The 17,778-nt window shown below is 62.0% G+C and carries 18 protein-coding genes and 2 pseudogenes; 5 read left to right on the top strand and 15 right to left on the bottom strand.

What is annotated here, in order from left to right; translation table 11 throughout:
• A partial coding sequence (locus MU551_RS14955; RefSeq protein WP_372489868.1) for an HNH endonuclease occupies window positions 1–326 on the top strand: 326 nt, incomplete at its 5' end.
• A gap of 5 nt (window positions 327–331) precedes the next feature.
• On the opposite strand, the gene MU551_RS14950 is transcribed toward MU551_RS14955, so the two are convergent.
• The 5 genes from MU551_RS14950 to MU551_RS14930 all read right to left on the bottom strand — a co-directional run bounded on the left by MU551_RS14950 (window position 332) and on the right by MU551_RS14930 (window position 3,478).
• Window positions 332–1,120 carry a nucleotidyltransferase domain-containing protein gene (locus MU551_RS14950; RefSeq protein WP_247045914.1) on the bottom strand — a complete coding sequence of 263 codons (789 nt, stop codon included), beginning with the start codon at window positions 1,118–1,120 and terminating at the stop codon, window positions 332–334.
• A gap of 84 nt (window positions 1,121–1,204) precedes the next feature.
• On the bottom strand, window positions 1,205–1,453 hold the full coding sequence (locus tag MU551_RS14945) for a hypothetical protein (RefSeq protein ID WP_247045912.1): 249 nt from the start codon (window positions 1,451–1,453) through the stop codon (window positions 1,205–1,207).
• 76 nt (window positions 1,454–1,529) lie between these two features.
• Window positions 1,530–2,390, bottom strand: a complete 861-nt coding sequence (locus MU551_RS14940; RefSeq protein WP_247045910.1) for a dienelactone hydrolase family protein — start codon at window positions 2,388–2,390, stop codon at window positions 1,530–1,532.
• The gene (locus MU551_RS14935; RefSeq protein WP_247045907.1) at window positions 2,341–2,502 is read right to left on the bottom strand and encodes a hypothetical protein; all 162 of its coding nucleotides are present in this window, start codon (window positions 2,500–2,502) and stop codon (window positions 2,341–2,343) included. Before MU551_RS14935 ends, MU551_RS14940 begins: the two co-directional genes overlap by 50 nt.
• Window positions 2,503–2,575: 73 nt before the next feature.
• Entirely contained in the window at window positions 2,576–3,478 is a 903-nt protein-coding gene (locus MU551_RS14930; protein WP_247045905.1) for a LysR family transcriptional regulator, read from the bottom strand.
• 92 nt (window positions 3,479–3,570) lie between these two features.
• Here MU551_RS14930 and MU551_RS14925 point away from each other — a divergent pair, with 92 nt between their 5' ends.
• Genes MU551_RS14925 through amaB form a run of 3 tightly spaced genes read left to right on the top strand, consistent with a single transcriptional unit; the run spans window position 3,571 to window position 7,805 of the window.
• Window positions 3,571–4,776 carry an NAD(P)/FAD-dependent oxidoreductase gene (locus MU551_RS14925; protein ID WP_247045903.1) on the top strand — a complete coding sequence of 402 codons (1,206 nt, stop codon included), beginning with the start codon at window positions 3,571–3,573 and terminating at the stop codon, window positions 4,774–4,776.
• Between the two features lie 48 nt (window positions 4,777–4,824).
• Complete coding sequence (hglS, locus tag MU551_RS14920) at window positions 4,825–6,237, top strand: 2-oxoadipate dioxygenase/decarboxylase (protein ID WP_247045901.1); 1,413 nt, start codon at window positions 4,825–4,827, stop codon at window positions 6,235–6,237.
• A gap of 29 nt (window positions 6,238–6,266) precedes the next feature.
• Entirely contained in the window at window positions 6,267–7,805 is a 1,539-nt protein-coding gene (amaB, locus tag MU551_RS14915) for an L-piperidine-6-carboxylate dehydrogenase (RefSeq protein ID WP_247045899.1), read from the top strand.
• A 58-nt stretch (window positions 7,806–7,863) separates the two neighbouring features.
• On the opposite strand, the gene MU551_RS14910 is transcribed toward amaB, so the two are convergent.
• The 3 genes and pseudogenes from MU551_RS14910 to MU551_RS14900 all read right to left on the bottom strand — a co-directional run.
• Window positions 7,864–8,907 (bottom strand): LacI family DNA-binding transcriptional regulator, encoded by a 1,044-nt coding sequence (locus MU551_RS14910; protein WP_308198310.1) that lies wholly within the window; start codon window positions 8,905–8,907, stop codon window positions 7,864–7,866.
• Between the two features lie 103 nt (window positions 8,908–9,010).
• Window positions 9,011–10,012: a sugar phosphate isomerase/epimerase family protein gene (locus MU551_RS14905; RefSeq protein WP_247045895.1), complete on the bottom strand. Its 1,002-nt coding sequence runs from the start codon at window positions 10,010–10,012 to the stop codon at window positions 9,011–9,013.
• Between the two features lie 131 nt (window positions 10,013–10,143).
• Window positions 10,144–10,434 (bottom strand): annotated as a pseudogene (locus MU551_RS14900) (Gfo/Idh/MocA family oxidoreductase); the annotation flags it as partial.
• Window positions 10,435–10,459: 25 nt separating this feature from the next.
• On the opposite strand from MU551_RS14900, the gene MU551_RS14895 reads away from it, so the two are divergent.
• Entirely contained in the window at window positions 10,460–10,600 is a 141-nt protein-coding gene (locus MU551_RS14895; protein WP_247045893.1) for a hypothetical protein, read from the top strand.
• Here MU551_RS14895 and MU551_RS14890 read toward each other — a convergent pair.
• From MU551_RS14890 to MU551_RS14865, 7 genes and pseudogenes are all read right to left on the bottom strand, one after another.
• The gene (locus MU551_RS14890) at window positions 10,584–12,080 is read right to left on the bottom strand and encodes a glycoside hydrolase family 32 protein (RefSeq protein WP_247045891.1); all 1,497 of its coding nucleotides are present in this window, start codon (window positions 12,078–12,080) and stop codon (window positions 10,584–10,586) included. The genes MU551_RS14895 and MU551_RS14890 overlap by 17 nt on opposite strands.
• A gap of 55 nt (window positions 12,081–12,135) precedes the next feature.
• Window positions 12,136–12,378, bottom strand: a pseudogene (locus MU551_RS23635) (hypothetical protein); the annotation flags it as partial.
• Window positions 12,335–13,453 carry a Gfo/Idh/MocA family protein gene (locus MU551_RS14885; RefSeq protein ID WP_247045888.1) on the bottom strand — a complete coding sequence of 373 codons (1,119 nt, stop codon included), beginning with the start codon at window positions 13,451–13,453 and terminating at the stop codon, window positions 12,335–12,337. The gene MU551_RS14885 and the pseudogene MU551_RS23635, both read right to left, overlap by 44 nt.
• Complete coding sequence (locus tag MU551_RS14880; protein ID WP_247045886.1) at window positions 13,450–14,214, bottom strand: sugar phosphate isomerase/epimerase family protein; 765 nt, start codon at window positions 14,212–14,214, stop codon at window positions 13,450–13,452. The genes MU551_RS14885 and MU551_RS14880 overlap by 4 nt, the downstream gene beginning before the upstream one ends.
• Before the next feature lie 275 nt (window positions 14,215–14,489).
• Window positions 14,490–15,386, bottom strand: coding sequence for a carbohydrate ABC transporter permease (locus MU551_RS14875; RefSeq protein ID WP_247045883.1), 897 nt, complete (start codon window positions 15,384–15,386; stop codon window positions 14,490–14,492).
• Window positions 15,387–15,398: 12 nt separating this feature from the next.
• Window positions 15,399–16,358, bottom strand: coding sequence for a carbohydrate ABC transporter permease (locus MU551_RS14870; protein ID WP_372489867.1), 960 nt, complete (start codon window positions 16,356–16,358; stop codon window positions 15,399–15,401).
• Window positions 16,359–16,360: 2 nt separating this feature from the next.
• Entirely contained in the window at window positions 16,361–17,656 is a 1,296-nt protein-coding gene (locus MU551_RS14865; RefSeq protein ID WP_247045881.1) for a sugar ABC transporter substrate-binding protein, read from the bottom strand.
• Window positions 17,657–17,778: the final 122 nt, after the last annotated feature.

Here is a 17,778-nt window from a genome sequence, read left to right as displayed (position 1 = left end):
TCCGCCACCTGGACCACATCACCCCCTGGCACCACAACGGCACCACCACCACAACCAACGGCCAAGGCCTCTGCGAAGCCTGCAACCACACCAAAGAAACCCCCGGCTGGACCACCCAAACCCACCCAGGCCCACGACACACCACCGAACTCCACACCCCCACCGGCCACACCTACCACTCCACCGCCCCACCCCTCCCCGGCACAGCACCAGTCGGCATGGCGATATCCCATTCGCTACACTCCACTGCCCACCACCGACGCGCGCTCCTCCACCGCGCCAAGGCACTCAAACGCGCCCGGCGTACAGAACCCACCGCAGCCTGAACCGACTACTGGTGCTCTCCTCGCGCAGTGGACTTGGGCATCGCTTGGGCTAGAGCATCGTTGAAGCGCTGCGTGGCATCATCGATCATTTCTTCAAGAACGGATGGCTCGGCCTGCAGCCCCATGATGAGCTCGTCCATGTCGCGCAACCCGGCACGGTCCAACAGCCGCTTCTCATTGGTGACCCATTCGCCACGAGCAGCCAGCACGGCGTGTGCGGTCATCGCGCCGGATATGGCCAAGGCGCCGGCGAGCTCCGTGAGCCGCCCGCTGCCGGCGTAGGCGTTTCGCGCGTACTCGAGTGTCATGTGGGCGCGGTCCATCCAAATTGGAGGTGCCGTCTCCCGGAGGAGCTGCGGATAGTCCGGGTGCGGCATATCGCCCCGAAGGGTGCGGTTGATAGCGAGTTCGGCTACGACCAGATAGCTGGGGATTCCCGCCAGATGGAAGAGGAGCGGCTCAATGTGGAACCGGCCTCGCTGCGCCTCGGCCAACTCATGCTCAACGACGTCTAGGTTGCGATAGTGGACGTCAACCCGTCGACCATTGATGTCCAGCCATGCCCCGCCGTTGAACACCCCACCCCAGCCGCCAACTTCAGACACCGTACCTTGCCAGCCGAGTTCCCTCAGGTCGTCAGGATCGAAACGTTGCCGATAGTACAGTGCGAAGTCCCAGTCGCTGTCAGGACGGTGTGTGCCAGTGGCCCGGGATCCCCCGAGGGATACCGCAAGTACCCCGGGAAGGTCGGCGATGCGATCCGCCACATGATCAACGAATAAAGAATCTTCCATTGCAGTACCTGTCATCCCAAGGGGCATCAACGAACAACGATACGCGCAGCCCACCCACTGGCGACTATGGCTGGGAAGAGGAAGTTAGAAATTCGCCGGCCAGGACAGGTGCACGTGGGCTTCGCTGGCGTCAGCTCGCCCGTCCCCGCCTGAGGTATTCCAGGAGTCAGTGACAAGTGCGTTATTCGCGACGTCCTCCAGGGTCACCGATATGCCCTTACTGGCCAAGCCGGCTTGCAGTTCCTGACGGGCTTTAATGATCGCCTGATCCCGGGTGTGAGGTGCCCCCGTTGCATCGGAATAAGGAACGGTAACTGTCCAATATGCGATCATGGCCCTTACTTTGACAGCCGGTCGATCAAAACTCAACACCCCTGTGGTTGGCCTAACTGATGGTTGGCCAAGTGCCTTAGACGTACCTGCCGAACCAAGCCAGAGTGTCGTTCCATGCAGCAGTTGCCTGCTCCTCGTTGTAACGGTCGGACGTGTCATTGTGAAACGCATGATCGACGCCCGGATAGACCTTGAGCTCGTGCCGGACGTCAGTTGCAGCCAGGGCATCCCGAAGGGCTGGCATCGCTCCGGTGATCCGCCTATCGCGTTCGGCGTAGACGCCAAAGACCGCCGGCTTGATGTCCCGAACCTTCTCCAAATCGGGAGCAGGTCCGTAAAACGCCGACGTTGCCTTCAATCCAGACAACTCCGTTGCGGCCTGCCACGTGATGCCTCCACCAAAGCAGAAGCCGGTCATCGCGATCCTCTCAGGGTCAACGAAGTCCTGCGAGCGCAGGTAGTCGAACGCTGCTGAGAAATCGGAGACGTGGCGTTGCGTGCCGGCGCGGGTCAGCGCTCCCGAGACTGCGTCCTGGTCGAGGCTGGCAGTACCTCCCTCCCTGCTGAGTAGGTCCAGTGCCAGAGCAGCGTATCCGGCCTTGGCGAACCGGCGGGCCACATCCTGGATATGTGGGGTAAGCCCGCGGTTCTCGTGACAGATCAACACAGCCGGTCCGGCGGTCCCCGCCTCAGCATGGGCAAGGTAGCCTCTGACATCGGTACCGCTGGAAGGGAACTGTACCGTCGTCGTGATCAGGCCCGGGGATCCCTCCGGGACGGACAGCGGGCTTTTCGCTCCCGGCACGGCCCCGGTAACTGCACTACCTGTCCGCGGGTTGGAGGAGGTGGTTTCGGGCGTCGGCATGGGGTCGGTGCTGCGCGGGACTTCATCCGGTGTGCAGCCGACCAGCAGCATTGCCGCCGATGCTGCAGCCATGCTGCCGGTGATGAACGCGCCGGGTGAACGTGTGCTGCGTCATCTCACCTGCGCGGTAGTCATCGAAGAATTCCTCGATGAGGTACTTTTCAAACTTGCCAAGCTGAGTCATAAGGAAACCTCCTGGTGTTGCCGCATATCCTTCTCCGAAGTGCTTCCTCCGGCAAGGGGATGGTGCAGCTGCCTCAAGAGGAGAAGGCGTGCGTCAGGGCATCCCTAACGGCACTGACGCTTTCCTTTTGCAGCGCCGCCGAGCGGGCAATGGCTACGATGCTGCGGCGTGAATTCCCGGGAAGCGTCGCGACGGGGCTGTCTGTGGGACGCAGCCCCATCATGAGCGGCGTGGCCAGGGTAATACCCACGCCGGATTCGGCGAGTGCGATCGAGACGGCGGTATCCGTCACCGTATGTTGCACTTTTGGCTCTATGCCGGCTTCAGCGCAGGCGAAGCGGCATGCCCTGCCGAAATATGTCTCGACCGGCGGGAGCACCCAGTCTGTGGCGTTGGCATATTCAATCAGCGCGCCAGGGTCATCGGCAATGTCCCTTGCCTCGGGAGGAAGCACCATCAAAAACGGTTCGTGATGGAGTACTTCCACCATCACGCCGCGGAGAGGTGGTTGCGGCGCGTTCTGATAGCTCAGGCCTAAGGCTATGTCGATCTGGTTGTCGAGAATCGCCTGCGGCATTATTTCGACGTCGACTTCCGTGGCTTGGATGACGACGTTCGGGGACGTTGTACGCAGATCCGCAATCGCAGGGCCTATGGCGGACACAGCTGCGGATCCAAAGACTCCGACCGAAACCACGGTTCTCTGCTCGGACTGGGGTCCGCTGAGAGCAACTTCAGCCTTTCGCTCGTCCTCAAGAAGGATGCGGGCGTGCCGAAGCAGAGTCACCCCTGCATCAGTAAGGGTGACCCTCCGGCCATCGCGGGCAAAGATCGGCCGCGGGAGCCCGGCTTGAAGTGCCGCCATCTGCTGGGACACAGCCCCGGGAGTGAATCCCAATGCTTCGGCCGCTGAAGTCATGGTCCCCAACTCCGCCACCACTTTGAAAGTCTTCAGCTGCTCGAACGTCCACTTCATATAGCAATTCTATATAAAGCGTTGAAAATATATCGATTGACCTAAATGGTCTCCACAGCGAAGCTGTAAGCAGGGCTCGCGGAGGGATCAGTATGCACACAAAGCACGTGGACAATGTTGTCCCCCTCGTCAGATCTCCCGAGTGCGCACTACCTGCAGCAGGCAATGTGGTCATTCTCGGTGGCGGAATCATGGGAACCAGCATTGCCTTCCATTTGGCAGAGGCTGGAGTGAACAACATTGTCCTGGTCGAGCGTCACGCACTTGGATCGGGATCTTCCGCCAAGCCACTTGGCGGCGTGCGGGCAACGTTCTCTGATCCAGGCAACATCAAACTTGGCCAACGCAGCCTTGAGGCCTATGAACGGTTCGGCGAGAAGTTCAAGACCGACATCGGCCTCCGTCAGGTGGGTTACCTCTTCCTCTGCCGGAATGAAGCTGAGCTTCTGCAGGTGGCCAACAGCACGCATATCCAAAATCGTCTTGGCGGCTCGAGTCGGATGGTCTCCCCTTACCAGGCTCATCAAATCAATCCCTTCATTGATCCACTGGCACTGATCGCCGCTTCCTACTCCCCCCGTGATGGATTCGCTCAGCCTTCCAAAGTGGTCCGTGCCTATGCGGAAGCCGCTCAGCAACTGGGAGTGACCATCTGTCAGGATACGGAGGTTCTGGACATCGACGCCTCAGGTGGTGAGATAAGGGCCCTCTATACCAATCGGGGCTCGATCCGGACTTCCACAGTCATCTGCGCAGCCGGTGCCTGGTCAACCAGGCTGGGAGCGATGGCCGGCGTTCATTTGCCAATTGAGCCGGTCCGGCGCCAAATCGGAATGACACCGCAGGGGGCCAAGCCATTCCCCTCCGTTCCGTTCACACTGGACCTCTCGACCACGCTCTATTTCCACAACTACCTGAACGGAATGCTCTTAGGGATTTCGAACCAGGACCAGGAACCGGGTTTCTGCCGGGAGTTCGACTACCAGTGGCTGCCGGCCTTCAACGCCGCCGCGGAAGTTGTGGCGCCGTCCCTGGCAAACCGGGAACTGGAAGTCGGCTGGGCAGGGCTGTACGAAAACACCCCGGACCACAACGCGATGATCGGCAGCTCGGACACAGTGCACGGCTTCATGTACGCCACCGGATTCTCAGGCCACGGTTTCCTGCAGGGGCCGGCGGTTGGCGAACTCATCCGGGACATGTATCTGGGGAGACAGTCGTTTATGGACCCGACACATTTCAGCGCCGCAAGGTTTGCAGGTGAGCTCACCCGGGTCAGGGAAGTACACATCATTTGAGCCGCTCAACGGACCCCCCAAGCACAGCATCAGAAAGGACAAGAGCCCATGCCAACTGCAACCAAACTGCAGCTGTGGGAACTCAGGGCCGAATTCGCCCTTCGTCTGGCCACGCTATACGGCGACGAAGTTCCGGCCTACAACACCCTCGTCGATGTATCCCGGGAGGTCAACGATGACTTCATCAGCAAGAACGGAGAAGATGCCCAACGACTGGGGAGCATCCAACGCGTCACAGCAGAACGCCATGGCGCCATCCGCGTCGGATCAGCGAGGGAACTCGCCCAGGCGGCCCGGCTCTTCGCAGCCTTCGGGATGTATCCGGTGGGCTTCTATGACTTGCGGGACGCCTCCAAAAGTTCAGTTCCTGTCGTCTCCACGGCCTTCCGTCCTGTCGACGCCGGCGAGCTGTCCAGGAACCCGTTCCGGGTGTTCACCTCCATGCTCACCCACGACGACCGGCGGTTCTTCGATGAGGAAACCGAGAAACTACTTGAGTCCTTCATCGGCGCCCGCACGCTGTTCAGCGAGGACCTTCTTGAGCTGGCGGACACGGCGAGCGCAGAGAAGGAATTGGCTGCGGAAGAGGCCGCCCGCCTTCTGGACCTTGCGACGGCGGCTTTCGAACTGTCCCAGGAACCTGTCGACCATGACTGGTACTTCAGACTCGAACGCATCTCCGCAGTGGCCGCGGACATCGGCGGCGTGCCCTCCACCCACATCAATCACCTCACCCCGCGTGTCCTGGACATTGATGACCTTTACGCCCGGATGGAAGCCCGCGGAATCGCCATGATCGATGAGATTCAGGGCCCACCGAACTGGGAAGGACCCGATGTCCTGCTTCGCCAGACATCCTTCCGCGCCCTCGCCGAGGATCGGAACTTCCGGCATCCTGACGGCGGTGTCCGCCCCGGTTCGCTCCGCGTGCGCTTCGGCGAGGTGGAGCAGCGAGGCATCGCTTTGACCCCGCACGGCAGGGACCTCTATGACCGGATGGTGGCCGACGTCGACAACCGTCTCGCCGAAGCCCCGCCGGGAGCAACCCGTGTACAGATAGCCGAGCAGATTTGGCGCAAGAACCTCCCGGACAGCGACGAGGAGCTCGCTCTTCAGGGCCTGGGGTATTTCACCTACCGTGTGGCTGATCCCAAGCGCACCCTCACACAGCGGCCCGCTTCCCTGCGTGAGCTCGTGGAGGCCGGCGTCCTGATCCCCGAGCCCATCGTCTACGAAGACTTCCTGCCCCGCTCAGCAGCCGGGATCTTCCAGTCAAACCTCATTGACGACGGCTCACGCGACGACGAGCAACTGGGCACCCCCTACGACATCGACCGTCTGTCAGAGGTCCTGGGCAGCAGAATCTTTGACCCCAATTCCCTCTATGCCGGGCAACAAACGGCGTCCATCAAAGAGGTCGAGCGCAGACTCGGCGTCACCATTACCGGCCTCCCCGCCTAACCCACCCCTGGCACTGAAAGAAGGCAACCATGACCACCCTTACCTCCTCCATCCCGGCGACGGCCGAAGTCACCGAAGAGGTCCGCAAGGGCCTCCAGGCAATCGGAGTCGATCCGGTCGCGCTCGTCGGGACTCACGAAACGCGCTCCCCCATCACCGGGGAAGTCCTCCTGCACACCAAAGTCCACAACGATGAGGAAATCGAAGGGGCCATCGCCCAGGCGTCCGAGGCCTTCAAGACGTGGCGCAATGTCCCGGCACCCGTCCGCGGGGCGCTTATTAAGCGCTGGGGTCAGCTGCTGACCGAGCACAAGGAAGATGTCGCTGCCCTCATCACCGCCGAGGTGGGGAAGATCCGTTCCGAGGCCCTCGGCGAAGTCCAGGAAATGATCGACATCGCTGATCTTGCTGTCGGGCAGTCCCGTCAGCTGTATGGCAAGACCATGCCCTCTGAGCGGCCGGGCCACCGACTGGCCGAAACCTGGCACCCGCTCGGCGTCGTCGGCATCATCTCAGCCTTCAACTTCCCCGTTGCCGTGTACGCCTGGAACACCGCGCTGGCTCTGGTGGCGGGAGACACGGTTGTGTGGAAGCCCGCAGACGCGACACGCCTCTCCGCCCTCGCCGTCGACACCCTTCTGGCAAGGGCTGTCAAGGATGTCGGAGCTCCGGAAGGCATCCACCAGCTGATCCTGACTGACCGGGTGGGCGGACAGAAGCTGGTTGAAGACCCTCGCATCGCCCTCGTCTCAGCCACCGGTTCCGTGCGCATGGGCAAGGAGATCGCGCCGATCATCGCCGGACGCTTCGGCCGGGCCCTGCTGGAACTCGGCGGCAACAACGGGGCGATCGTGGCCCCGTCCGCGGACTTGGACCTTGCCTTGCGCGGCATTGTCTTCTCCGCCGCCGGGACTGCGGGCCAGCGCTGCACCTCGCTGCGCCGGCTCATTGTCCACTCCTCCATCGCCGACACGCTTGTTAGCCGGATCGTGGATGCATACCGCACTCTGAACATTGGCAGCCCCACCTTGGAAGAAACCCTGGTGGGACCGCTCATCAACGCCAGCAGCTTCGAGGCCCAGCAGGACGCCCTCGCCCGGGCCGTGGCCGAAGGCGGCGAGGTGGTTTACGGCGGCAACCGCGTTCTGGCTGAAGACCAGCCCGAGGCCTTCTACGTGGAACCGGCTGTCGTACGCATGCCTGGCCAGACCGCCGTCGTGCACGACGAAACCTTCGCTCCCATTCTGTACGTCATGACATACGACTCCCTGGATGAGGCCATCGGGATCCACAACGATGTTCCCCAGGGCTTGTCCTCGGCAATCTTCACGCAGGACCAGTCCGAAGCCGAACGGTTCCTGTCAGCCAGCGGATCCGACTGCGGGATCGCTAACGTCAACATTGGAACGTCCGGGGCCGAAATTGGGGGCGCCTTCGGTGGTGAAAAGGAAACCGGAGGCGGACGCGAGTCCGGCTCCGATTCCTGGAAGGTGTACATGCGCCAGGCCACCAACACCATCAACTTCTCGGGCGAACTGCCGCTCGCCCAAGGGGTGAAGTTCCTCTAAAACCATCCATGACTACACCAGGGAACTGTCGGAATAGCTTGAAGGCGGGATCTTGAAGTCACCCATAATCGCGGGGCTGCCGGCCGGGTTCGGTCTCAACCATGCCGGCGGCACTGTGATTCCTTGCACGCCTTGCTGTTGACTGCCTGATCATGAGTTCTGGAGACCAGGCGGCCGAGTAAGTGACGCTGCGCTCGCCTTCCAAGGCAGCCAGGAGACTTTGTGCTCCCCGTGCCGCCCTCAGGGCTGAATTTTGTATGACCGCGGTCAATTCCAGTGATTCGCCAAGGTCCTGGCCGTCCATTCCCACGATCGACAGATCCTCAGGAATACTCAGGCCCTCCCGCGCGGCTTCCAACAACACGCCCAGAGCCATCTCGTCGGATGCGCAGACGATGGCGGTCGGCTTTGACCCGGGACCTGCCCAAAGACGGCTGAACGCCCTCCGGCTGTTGCGGATTGCCCCGGCTCCAATTTCAATCCTGATTTCCTTTAGCTTTATGCCCTCAGTTTTCAAAGCGCTCGTGCAGTGTTCCAATCCCCTTGCCTGCGGATTCGCCCAGGACGGGGCCCCTGGTTCGCCAAGGAAAAAGGCCAGATCCGTGTGCCCGAGCTGAACTAGATGGCGAATTGCCGTGGTTGCCGCCTCTGCCTCACCATCGACGTGCTCTCCGTGCAGACCAATCACAATGTGCTGCATCCCGCTTCGCTGCAGTTGCTTGATCTGATCCTTCCCTAGAGTGTCAGCTCCCAGAACCAGAAGCGCGTCCACGCGTCGGCGGAGCATGTTCAGGTCCGTAGAAAGCTGTGGGCTGGCAGACCGATGCGGGAGATGGAGCAGAACCAGAGAGTAATCGCGGCCGCGGAGTGCCCGCTCGGCTCCTTCAACAGCAGCGCTGTAGGCAGGCTGGCGGAGCGAAGGAGTCACAACGCCAACGCTTCGAGTCCTGCCGGTGGCCAGCCCTGCCGCGGAGGCTGATGCAGCGTAGCCCAGGGCTTGGGCGATTTCTAGAATTCTCATTCGTGTGGGTTGAGCAACGCGGGGAAGTCCTCTGATTGCACGGGAGACGGTGGCCGTGGAAACACCCGCAGCAGCCGCCACATCTTCAATGCTGGGCCGAGGGTGGTGCGCGCGCGCTTGTCTAGCAGCCGGCGGGATCAACGCAACGCCCTGACCTTCGTCCACCTCATCCACCTTCCACTTGCTAGTCCTTGGTGCTGAAGGCGGCGTCGAAGGAGGTGCTCGACGCGGGGAAGTCGAACTTCTTGAGGGCGGCGAGGGCTTCGGGGGCGCCGTGGAGGCGGTCCATGCCGGCGTCCTCCCATTCGATGGAGATGGGCCCGTTGTAGCCGATCGCGGTGAGGGCGCGGAAGGAGGATTCCCAGGGGACGTCGCCCCGGCCTGCAGAGACGAAGTCCCAGCCGCGGCGGGGGTCGCCCCAGGGCAAGTGGGAGCCCATGACGGTGTTCCGGCCGGTGAACCGGAGCTTGGTGTCCTTGCAGTCCACGTGGTAGATCCGGTCCTTGAAGTCCCAGATGAAGGAGACGGGATCGATGCCCTGCCACATGAAGTGGGACGGGTCCCAGTTCAGGCCAAAGGCTTCGCGGTGCCCGATGGCCTCGAGGGTCCTGACGGTGGTCCAGTAATCGTAGGCGATTTCGGAGGGGTGGACTTCGTGGGCGAACCGGACGCCGCACTCGTCAAAGACATCGAGGATGGGGTTCCAGCGGTCGGCGAAGTCCTGGTACCCGGCCTCGATCACCTTATCCGGGACCGGCGGGAACATTGCCACGTACTGCCAGATGGAGGACCCGGTAAACCCGACGACGGTGTTGACACCGAGGGCCCGGGCGAGCCGTGCGGTGTGTTTCATTTCCTCGGCGGCGCGTTGGCGGACGCCCTCGGGTTCCCCGTCTCCCCAGACCCTGGATCCGACGATGGCCTCGTGGCGGAAGTCGATGGGGTCATCACACACGGCCTGGCCCTTGAGGTGGTTGGAGATGGCCCAGACCTTCAGGTTGTACTTCTCCAGGACCGCGAGCCTGGACTCGACGTAGCCGGGCTCATCCCAGCGCCAAGCATCCAGATGGTCCCCCGAAACGGCGATTTCCAGGCCGTCATAGCCCCAGCCGGACGCCAGACGCGCGACCTCCTCAAACGGAAGGTCAGCCCACTGGCCGGTAAACAGCGTGTAAGGGCGGGGCATATCAGCTCCTTCAGAGCTAAAGGCTGTCTTGTTCACCACGGTGAGCGTGCTTTTGTTATTGGCTGACTCTTCGATGGCGGCCAGGATGTGCTGGACATTCAGGCCTTCCTCGAACGACGGCGACGGCTCGGTTCCGTCTGCATCCAGCCCGGCGCGCAGATATCGACAATGTCGATGTCGTCCCGCTCAATCACAGAACGCCAGTCCGTGGCCGATTCAGCCCAGCCATACTTCCCTGCTGCCTCTGCCACGGCGCCGGCGTCCCGGCCTACCAGGACCTTCTGCTCGCAGTCGGGGACGTCGAAGAAGCTGGCGACGTTCCGCCAGGCATTCGAGTGAGCCTTGCCCATGAAGGCATAGCCAATCATGGCCACGCCGAGGGGGCGAGCCTGTGCCTGCTCGCGGTTCTGTTCTGTTGACATTGGCAACTCTCCTAAAGTGTTTGGGGTGACGTTCCCAGTCCTCTGGGAGTACAGCGGAGGCATGGCCGGGGCCTTCAACTTCTATGAAGGCGCCGGATACGAAGGATTCGGCCCAGGAGGCATCATCTGTCTGCATGCGGCGGCCTTTGTCAGGGCAGCGTGGTGAGCTTCAGTGAGGAAACTGTCGCAGTCCCTTCGGAGGCGTACACCGATACACTGATGCTTTCCGGGTCCGGGAAGATCAGTTCTGTCATGGTGACCTGTCCGTTCTGGGCGAAAATCTCTACTGAGCAGTGGTCGACAAAAATCCGCAGATCATAGGTTCCTCCTGGGGCTTGGAGAGGCGCGGAGTCGATGGATGGGAAGGTCTCGTGGAAGTCCGTGTTGCCCGACATTGTCCTGTCTACTGCGAGTCGGCCGTCGGCGGGGCGGATGCCGATCTTTGTCCCTTCAGCCCCGTTGCCGCGGATCACCAGGCCGAACTCTTCCGCTGAGCCGGGCACAAACGTGGCCTCGATGAGCTGCACTGCGGCGCCGCCCTCAACCGGGTGGAAGCCGTCGACGTCGAGCCCTGTATAAGACACTGTGCCGGTGTCCGACCCCGGGTCTTCCCACACTGGACGCTGGCTGAGACGGGGTTGTCCGTTGGAGCTTACGAGCGAGACTTCGCGCACAAGTGACATCGGGCTCCGCCACGGCGACGTTGGAATTTCGTTGCCGTACTGCCAGTTGTTCATCCACCCGATCATGAGCCGGCGCCCGTCCGGGACGTTGTTGAAGGACACGGCTGCGTAGTAGTCCCTGCCCCAGTCGAGCCAAAGATACTCGTCCATTCGTGCCGGATCCTGCAGTCCGTCGGTGACTGTGGATGCCGCGGTGAACGTCACGCCGTCAAAGTGGCCGACGAAGTACTGTCCGGCTGAGCCTCCGTTGGGCCCGCCGGGATGGAGGTTGACGGTGAGGACCCATTTGATGTTGTCCTCATTTCCGTCCAGGGGAAGGGGGAACAGGTCCGGGCACTCCCACACGCCGCCGGTGGCGTTGGCCGGGCCGAAACTGCTCAGATATTCCCACGTTTTCAGGTCATCGGAACGGTAGAGGACCACCGTGTGGTCGTGGGCCTCGACGGCGACCATGACCCAGTAGCTGCCACGCGGGCCGCTATAGCGGAACACCTTCGGGTCCCGGAAGTTTGCGGATTTGCGGTCCAGGACCGGGTTTTCGTGGTATTTGGTCCAGCTGTAGCCGCCGTCCGTGCTCCAGGCAAGGGACTGGGCCTGGCGGCCGTAGTGAGGGGAGTCTTTCTTGAACAAGCTGGTGTAGATGGCCACGAGGGGGGCAGTGTGCTGGCCGCCGAAGCCGCTGGTGTTGTACTGGTCCCAGACAATGCTGCCGGAGAAGATGTCTTCGGATTCATCGCATGCGATGGCGACTGGTTGTTCGATCCAGTTGAGGAGGTCGGTTGAGGTGGCATGGCCCCAGGACATGTTGCCCCAGATGTTCCCGAACGGGTTGTTCTGGTAGTACAGGTGGTAGGTGCCGTCGTGGAAGATCAACCCGTTGGGATCGTTAAGCCAGGTGTTCTTGCAGGCATAGTGGATTGCCGGCCGGAAGGCTTCGGACACTGGGGAAGAAACGGCTGTCATGTTGCTCGGGGCCTCTTTCATATGGGGTTGGACTTGGAGTCAGTCATGGCAGTGTGGCGCTTCGCCCGGCGACGTTGGCGGCGTCGCGGCCCACCAGGATCTTCCGCTCGCAGGCGGGGACGTCGAAGAAGCTGGCAACGTTCCGTCAGGCCTTCGAATGGGCCTTGCCCATAAAGGGGCAACCGATAATGGCCACGCCCGGGGGCGGGCCTGTTCCTGCTCGCGGTTCTGTTCTGCTGACATGGCGGGGTTCCCTAGAGTGTTTGGGCTGCCGGTTCCCAGTCCTCTGGCAGTGCAGGGGAGGCCGGGGCGGAGCTTTCAACGTCTATGAAGGCTCCGGATTCGATGGATTCGGAGATCGAGACCATGGTGTCGAGGACGTGGTAGGCGAGGTTGCCGGTGGCCCGGTGTGGAACGCCTGCCCTGATTGAGCGGGCCATGTCCAGTACTCCCAAACCGCGGCCATCTGCAGGTCCGGTGGCGGGGATGGTGGTCCAGTCCTGGTCCCCTGCCCTCCAGATCCGGACAGCGCCGTCGAATTCGTTGGGATCAGGAAGGGAAATGGTGGCGTCCGTTCCTGTGATCTCCACGAATCCCATTCGTTCGCGAGGGGATTCGAAGCTGAAGATACTGTGGGAGGACGCACCGCCGTCGAACTGGGCCATGGCGGAGACATGGGTGGGGACTGCGACAGTGAACTCCTCGCCTGCTTTCGGGCCGGAGCTGATCACACGTACTTCCTTGGCTTTGGACCCGAGGGCTGCCACACGTCGGACTGATCCGAAGGTCTGGACGAGGGCCGTGAGGTAGTACGGGCCCATGTCGAACAGTGGGCCTGCACCATACTGGAACAGGAAGCCGGGGTTGGGGTGCCAGGATTCCGGGCCGGGCGTCTGGAACGTGGTCATGGCCGTAAGCGGTGTGCCGATGTCCCCCCGCTCAATGATCCGCCGCGCGGTCTGCAGCCCCGCCCCGAGGAATGTGTCCGGGGCGCAGCCGAGCCGGAGGCCTGCGGCGTCGGCAGCCTTCAGCAAGCCAAGCCCCGACTCCCGGTCCAGCGAAAACGGCTTCTCAGTCCAGACGTGCTTCCCCGCCTGGGCCGCGGCGGTTGCCACTTCCACATGCGCTGCCGGGATGGTCAGATTCACAATTATTTCGACGTCGGGATGGTTCAGCGCGGCCTCAACCCCACCCCACTCCGGGATGCCGTACTCCTTCGCCCGTGCTTGCGCGGCGTCCTCGAAAAGGTCCGCGATGACATGGACCTTTATGTCGGGGAAGACGGTCAGGTTGTCCAGGTATTGCTTGCTGATGTTTCCCGCGCCAATAACGGCGACGCCGACTGGCCCGCTGCCGGTGCCGACGCCGTTCATGCCGGCTCTCCTGCGTTCACTGATGCGTCCGCTGCGGCATTCTCGAGGTAGCGGAGGCTTTGCGTGATGCCATCGAAGATGTCCCCTGCGTAGTCGTCAAATTCAACGACCCCCACCTCGAGGGACCCGGCCGCCGCGATGACGTCCAGGACGGCGATACGGCCCTGGCCTGCGGGTTGCTGGGCTTTGGTATCGGTGTTTATTGGCCCGTCCTTGATGTGGATGAACTTCACCCGGTCACCGAGGCGCCGGAGGAGGGCTTCGGGGTCCTGGCCCCCGACTGCCGCCCAGTAGGTGTCCACCTCAAGGACAACCTCCGGGTCCAGCAGCCCGGTGAAGTATTCGAGGGCGGTTTGGCCCTCGATCACCGACTCCAGCTCCCACTGGTGGTTGTGGTACCCCACGCGGATGCCGTATGCGGCGCCTTTCTTCGCTGCGGCATTGAGCTTTTCGGCCGTGGCCCGGATGTCTTCGGCTTTTTGCCAGTGCTCGGCCGGCAGGAAGGGGTCGATCACGGTACTGATGCCCAATTCCTTGGCAGCCGCAAAGATTTCATCCTGATCCTGGCTCAGCAGCGGTGCGTGGCCGGAAGGTGCCGATAACCCGTTCTCCGCAAGTGCGGCGCCAAGCTCCTTGGCTGTGGCCACAAAGTCGTAGGGCTCAACCTGGGTGAAGCCGATCTCGGCGACCTTGCGGATGGTGCCCGGAAGGTCGTCCTGAATGGCGTTGCGGAGGGTGAACAGCTGAATTGAATATGACATTCGTTTTCCTTGGAGGTGGGCTGTGACGGGAAAAACGGTCGGGTACCACCGAGTTCCCTTGGGGCGGGCCCTTGGATGAAGAGGCTCTTTCCCGTTGGAGCAACGGCGAAAGGAAGGGGTGCAAAGGCCTCCACGCAGCGGTCTCACAATTTCGCACTGGAACGCGTCAGCCCCGGTCTTGGGGTTGGATGGATGATCCTGCTGGATTATTCATCCAACCCCAAGCCCGCCGAACTGGTGCGCTGGGTAGCCGCGGCGGGCAGGAACCCAAGGGCTTACTTGATGCCGGTCGATGCGACTCCCTGGATGAAGAATCGCTGCAGGCAGATGAACAGGGCCACGATGGGGGCGATGACAAGCACCGAGCCTGCCAGCAGCAGCCCGTAGTCTGTTGCGCTCTGACCGGTGGAGAACAGCGACAACGCGACGGGCAACGTGTATTTGTCTTCGCTTTGGGCCGCTACAAGCGGCCAGAGGAAGTTGTTCCACGATCCCAGGAACGTGAGGATCCCCAGTGTTGCCAGCGGCGGCCCGCACAATGGCATAACGATCCCGGTGAAGGTCCGCAACTCGCCGGCTCCGTCGATCCTGGCGGCCTCGATCAGGGAGTCCGGTATCCCCATCATGAACTGCCGCATCAGAAAGACGCCCAGTGGTGAGACCAGGAACGGCAGGATCAGCGCCGGGTAGGTGTTGACCAGGCCCAGCTTGCTGACCATGACAAACAACGGAACGAATGTCACAACGCCCGGAACCATGAGGGTCACCATCACCAGCAGGAACAGGACCTTCTTCCCTGCGAAGTCCATCTTGGCCAGGGCATAGCCCACCATTGAACAGAACAGCAGGTTCCCCAGCACCGTCACGACAGCAACAATGAGGCTGTTCATAAAGAAGAGATCTATGTGCAGATCACTGAACCAGCGCACGTAGTTATCCAGGGTGGGATCCTGCGGCCACCAGGTGACAGGCCTGCGCAGGAGCTCTCCCTGGGTCTTGAAGGATCCCAGCAGCATCCACACAAAGGGCAGTATCGTCGCGGCTCCGGCCAGTATCAGGCCCCCGTAAACCCAGGCCTGTTTTCCGACGGCGGAACGCTGCTTGCGGACTGTGACCGCCCGCCGGGCCGCCGGGCGAGCCGGTGACGCAGGGGCAGTTTTTGTATCGGTCATCGTGTACTCGCTTCAGTCTTTGGAGCGGAGGGTACGGAACTGGAACAGGCTCAGCAGGGCGATGGCTATGAACAGCACGTAGCTGGCAGCCGAAGCCAAACCGTACTTACCGAACCCGAACTGGTTGAAGGTGAAGTAACTCACCGAGAGCGTGGAATCCAGCGGACCGCCCCTGGTCATCACGAACGGCTCCTCAAAGAACTGCAGGAACCCGACCGAAAGCAGGACCGCGCCCAGCAGCAGGGTAGGACGAAGGATCGGGAGCGTGACCGTGAAGAACCGCTGCCAGGCATTGGCGCCATCCACCTCTGCAGCTTCCAGAACCTCGGTGGGGACGTTCTGCAGCCCGGCCAGGAAGATGATCATCAAGGTGCCCATGTTCCGCCAGACAGCCATCAGGATCATCGCAGGCATGGACCATTCGGTACTGTTCAGCCAATCCGGCCCCGCGATACCCACCCAGCCCAGGACAAGGTTCAGCAGCCCGTCCGGCTGCAGGATGAACCGCCACACGACCGCGATGGCCACGATGCTGGTCACCACCGGTGTGTAGAAGCCCACCCGGAAGGCGCTCCGGAACCGTGTGATCCCGTTGTTCAACGCCACCGCCAAGGCCAGTCCCGCCGCCATGGTCAACGGGATGCCGGCGATCACAAAGTAGCCCGTGTTGGCCATTGAGTGAAGGAACTGCTCGTTGCCAAAGAGCTCCACGAACTGGTCCAGACCGACGAAGCCCACAGCGAACGGGTTCCGGACGTCCTTGCTCGTGAAGTCCGTAAAGGACATCACGAAAGATGACAGCAAAGGCATCAGCATGAAGAGCCCGAAAATGAGGACGAACGGTAAAGCGAACATCCAGGCGACCAGTGTCTTCCGTCGGCGCCTCGAGGCAGGACTGCGGTATTCCGGCGTCCGGGGCAGGCCGGCGGACGGAGTCCTGCCGGTCTGCCCCGTGGCCGTTGCGGTGGCCATGGTTACTTCCCGGTACCGATGGAGTCGGCAGTGGCCTGCAGCTCTTTCATTGCCGCCGCGGGGTCCTTGCCTGCCTTGACGATCTGCTCAAGCTGCGTGTCTGCTGCTGCGGCGACCTCGGTCCAGGTGGAGATGGTGGGCGGGAAGTTGGTGTCCTTCAGCTGCTCACCGAAGACCGCGAGCTTCTTGTCATCGGCCAGGCTGGGGTCTTTCCACGCACTCTGCAGCGCGGGGAGGCTTCCTGATGCCTTGTACCACTTGATCTGGACTTCCGGCTTGGACAGCCACTGTGCGAGCTTCCAGGCCCCATCCCGGTTCTTGGCGTCCTTGAAGACCACCAGGTCGGACCCGCCGATGAAGGACGTTCCGCTGACCTTCTTGGGGAACGGCGCCACCATGTACTGGTCCTCGAAACCGGGACCGCCTGCCTTGTTGAGCTGCCCGAGAAGGCCAGGTCCTGCGATCAGCACCGGGGCCTCGCCGTTGACAAAGGCCGCTTCGCCGGAGCCTGCCCCTGTTGCGGGGTTCTTGTTGGCCAGTTCCTCGGTGAAGAAGCCCTGGTAGTACTTCAGCGCCTCCACGACCTCAGGGGTGTCGAACGTCCACTTCGAGTTGTCCTCGCTGATGAACTGTGCGCCGTTGGACCAAAGGAACGGAAGGATGTTCATGAAGGAATCGGCACCGGACACCGGCAGCTGGAGTGGGTACTTCACGCCGTCCTGCGACTTCAAGGCCTTCGACATCGAGGTCAGGCCCTCCCAAGTGGTCGGGAATTCCGGGTAACCTGCCTTGGCGGCCAGGTCCTTGCGGTAGAAGACGACCCGCGTGTCGACGTACCACGGCACGCCCAGAGCGGCCCCGTTGACCTCGGTTGTTTTAACCGAGCTGGCGAAGAACCCGGCCGTATCAATCTCGGCCGGTTTCGGATCGAAGGCATCGTTGAAGTCAGTCATCCAGGTGGTGCCCATCTGGGCAAGGTCCGGGGTGGTACCGCCTGCGATGGCCGTCTGGTACTTGTTGTGTGCTGCATCCCAGGGGATGGCCGTGACGTTGACCTTCACCCCTGGGTTCTCGGCCTCGAATCCCTTCATAAGCTCGGGAAGTATCGTCGCTTCTCCGCCCTGGGCCCACACATTGATCGTGCCGGTAGCGGCGCCGCCCGCGACAGCCTTGCCGGTCTCCGAAGCGTTCGTGGGTGCATTGTCCCGGCCGCAACCGGTAAGCAGCAGCCCGGCAGCAAGGCCAAGCGCCGCGATTTTCCTGATGCGGACACGTGTGTCCACAGTGGTTTGGATCATCTTTGTTCCCTTCGGTCAAGCGCTTCGCAGCGCCGATTTATCAGCTAAACCTGATATATGCGCTTAGATATCGAGAAAAGGTGTTCTCAATGCGCTTAGATCGGGGTGCTGACTCAATCTAA

This window comes from Arthrobacter rhizosphaerae, from assembly GCF_023062595.1.
Classification (GTDB): domain Bacteria; phylum Actinomycetota; class Actinomycetes; order Actinomycetales; family Micrococcaceae; genus Arthrobacter; species Arthrobacter rhizosphaerae.
Note: the sequence above shows the minus strand (reverse complement) of the source record. Positions and strands in the feature narration are given on the sequence as shown.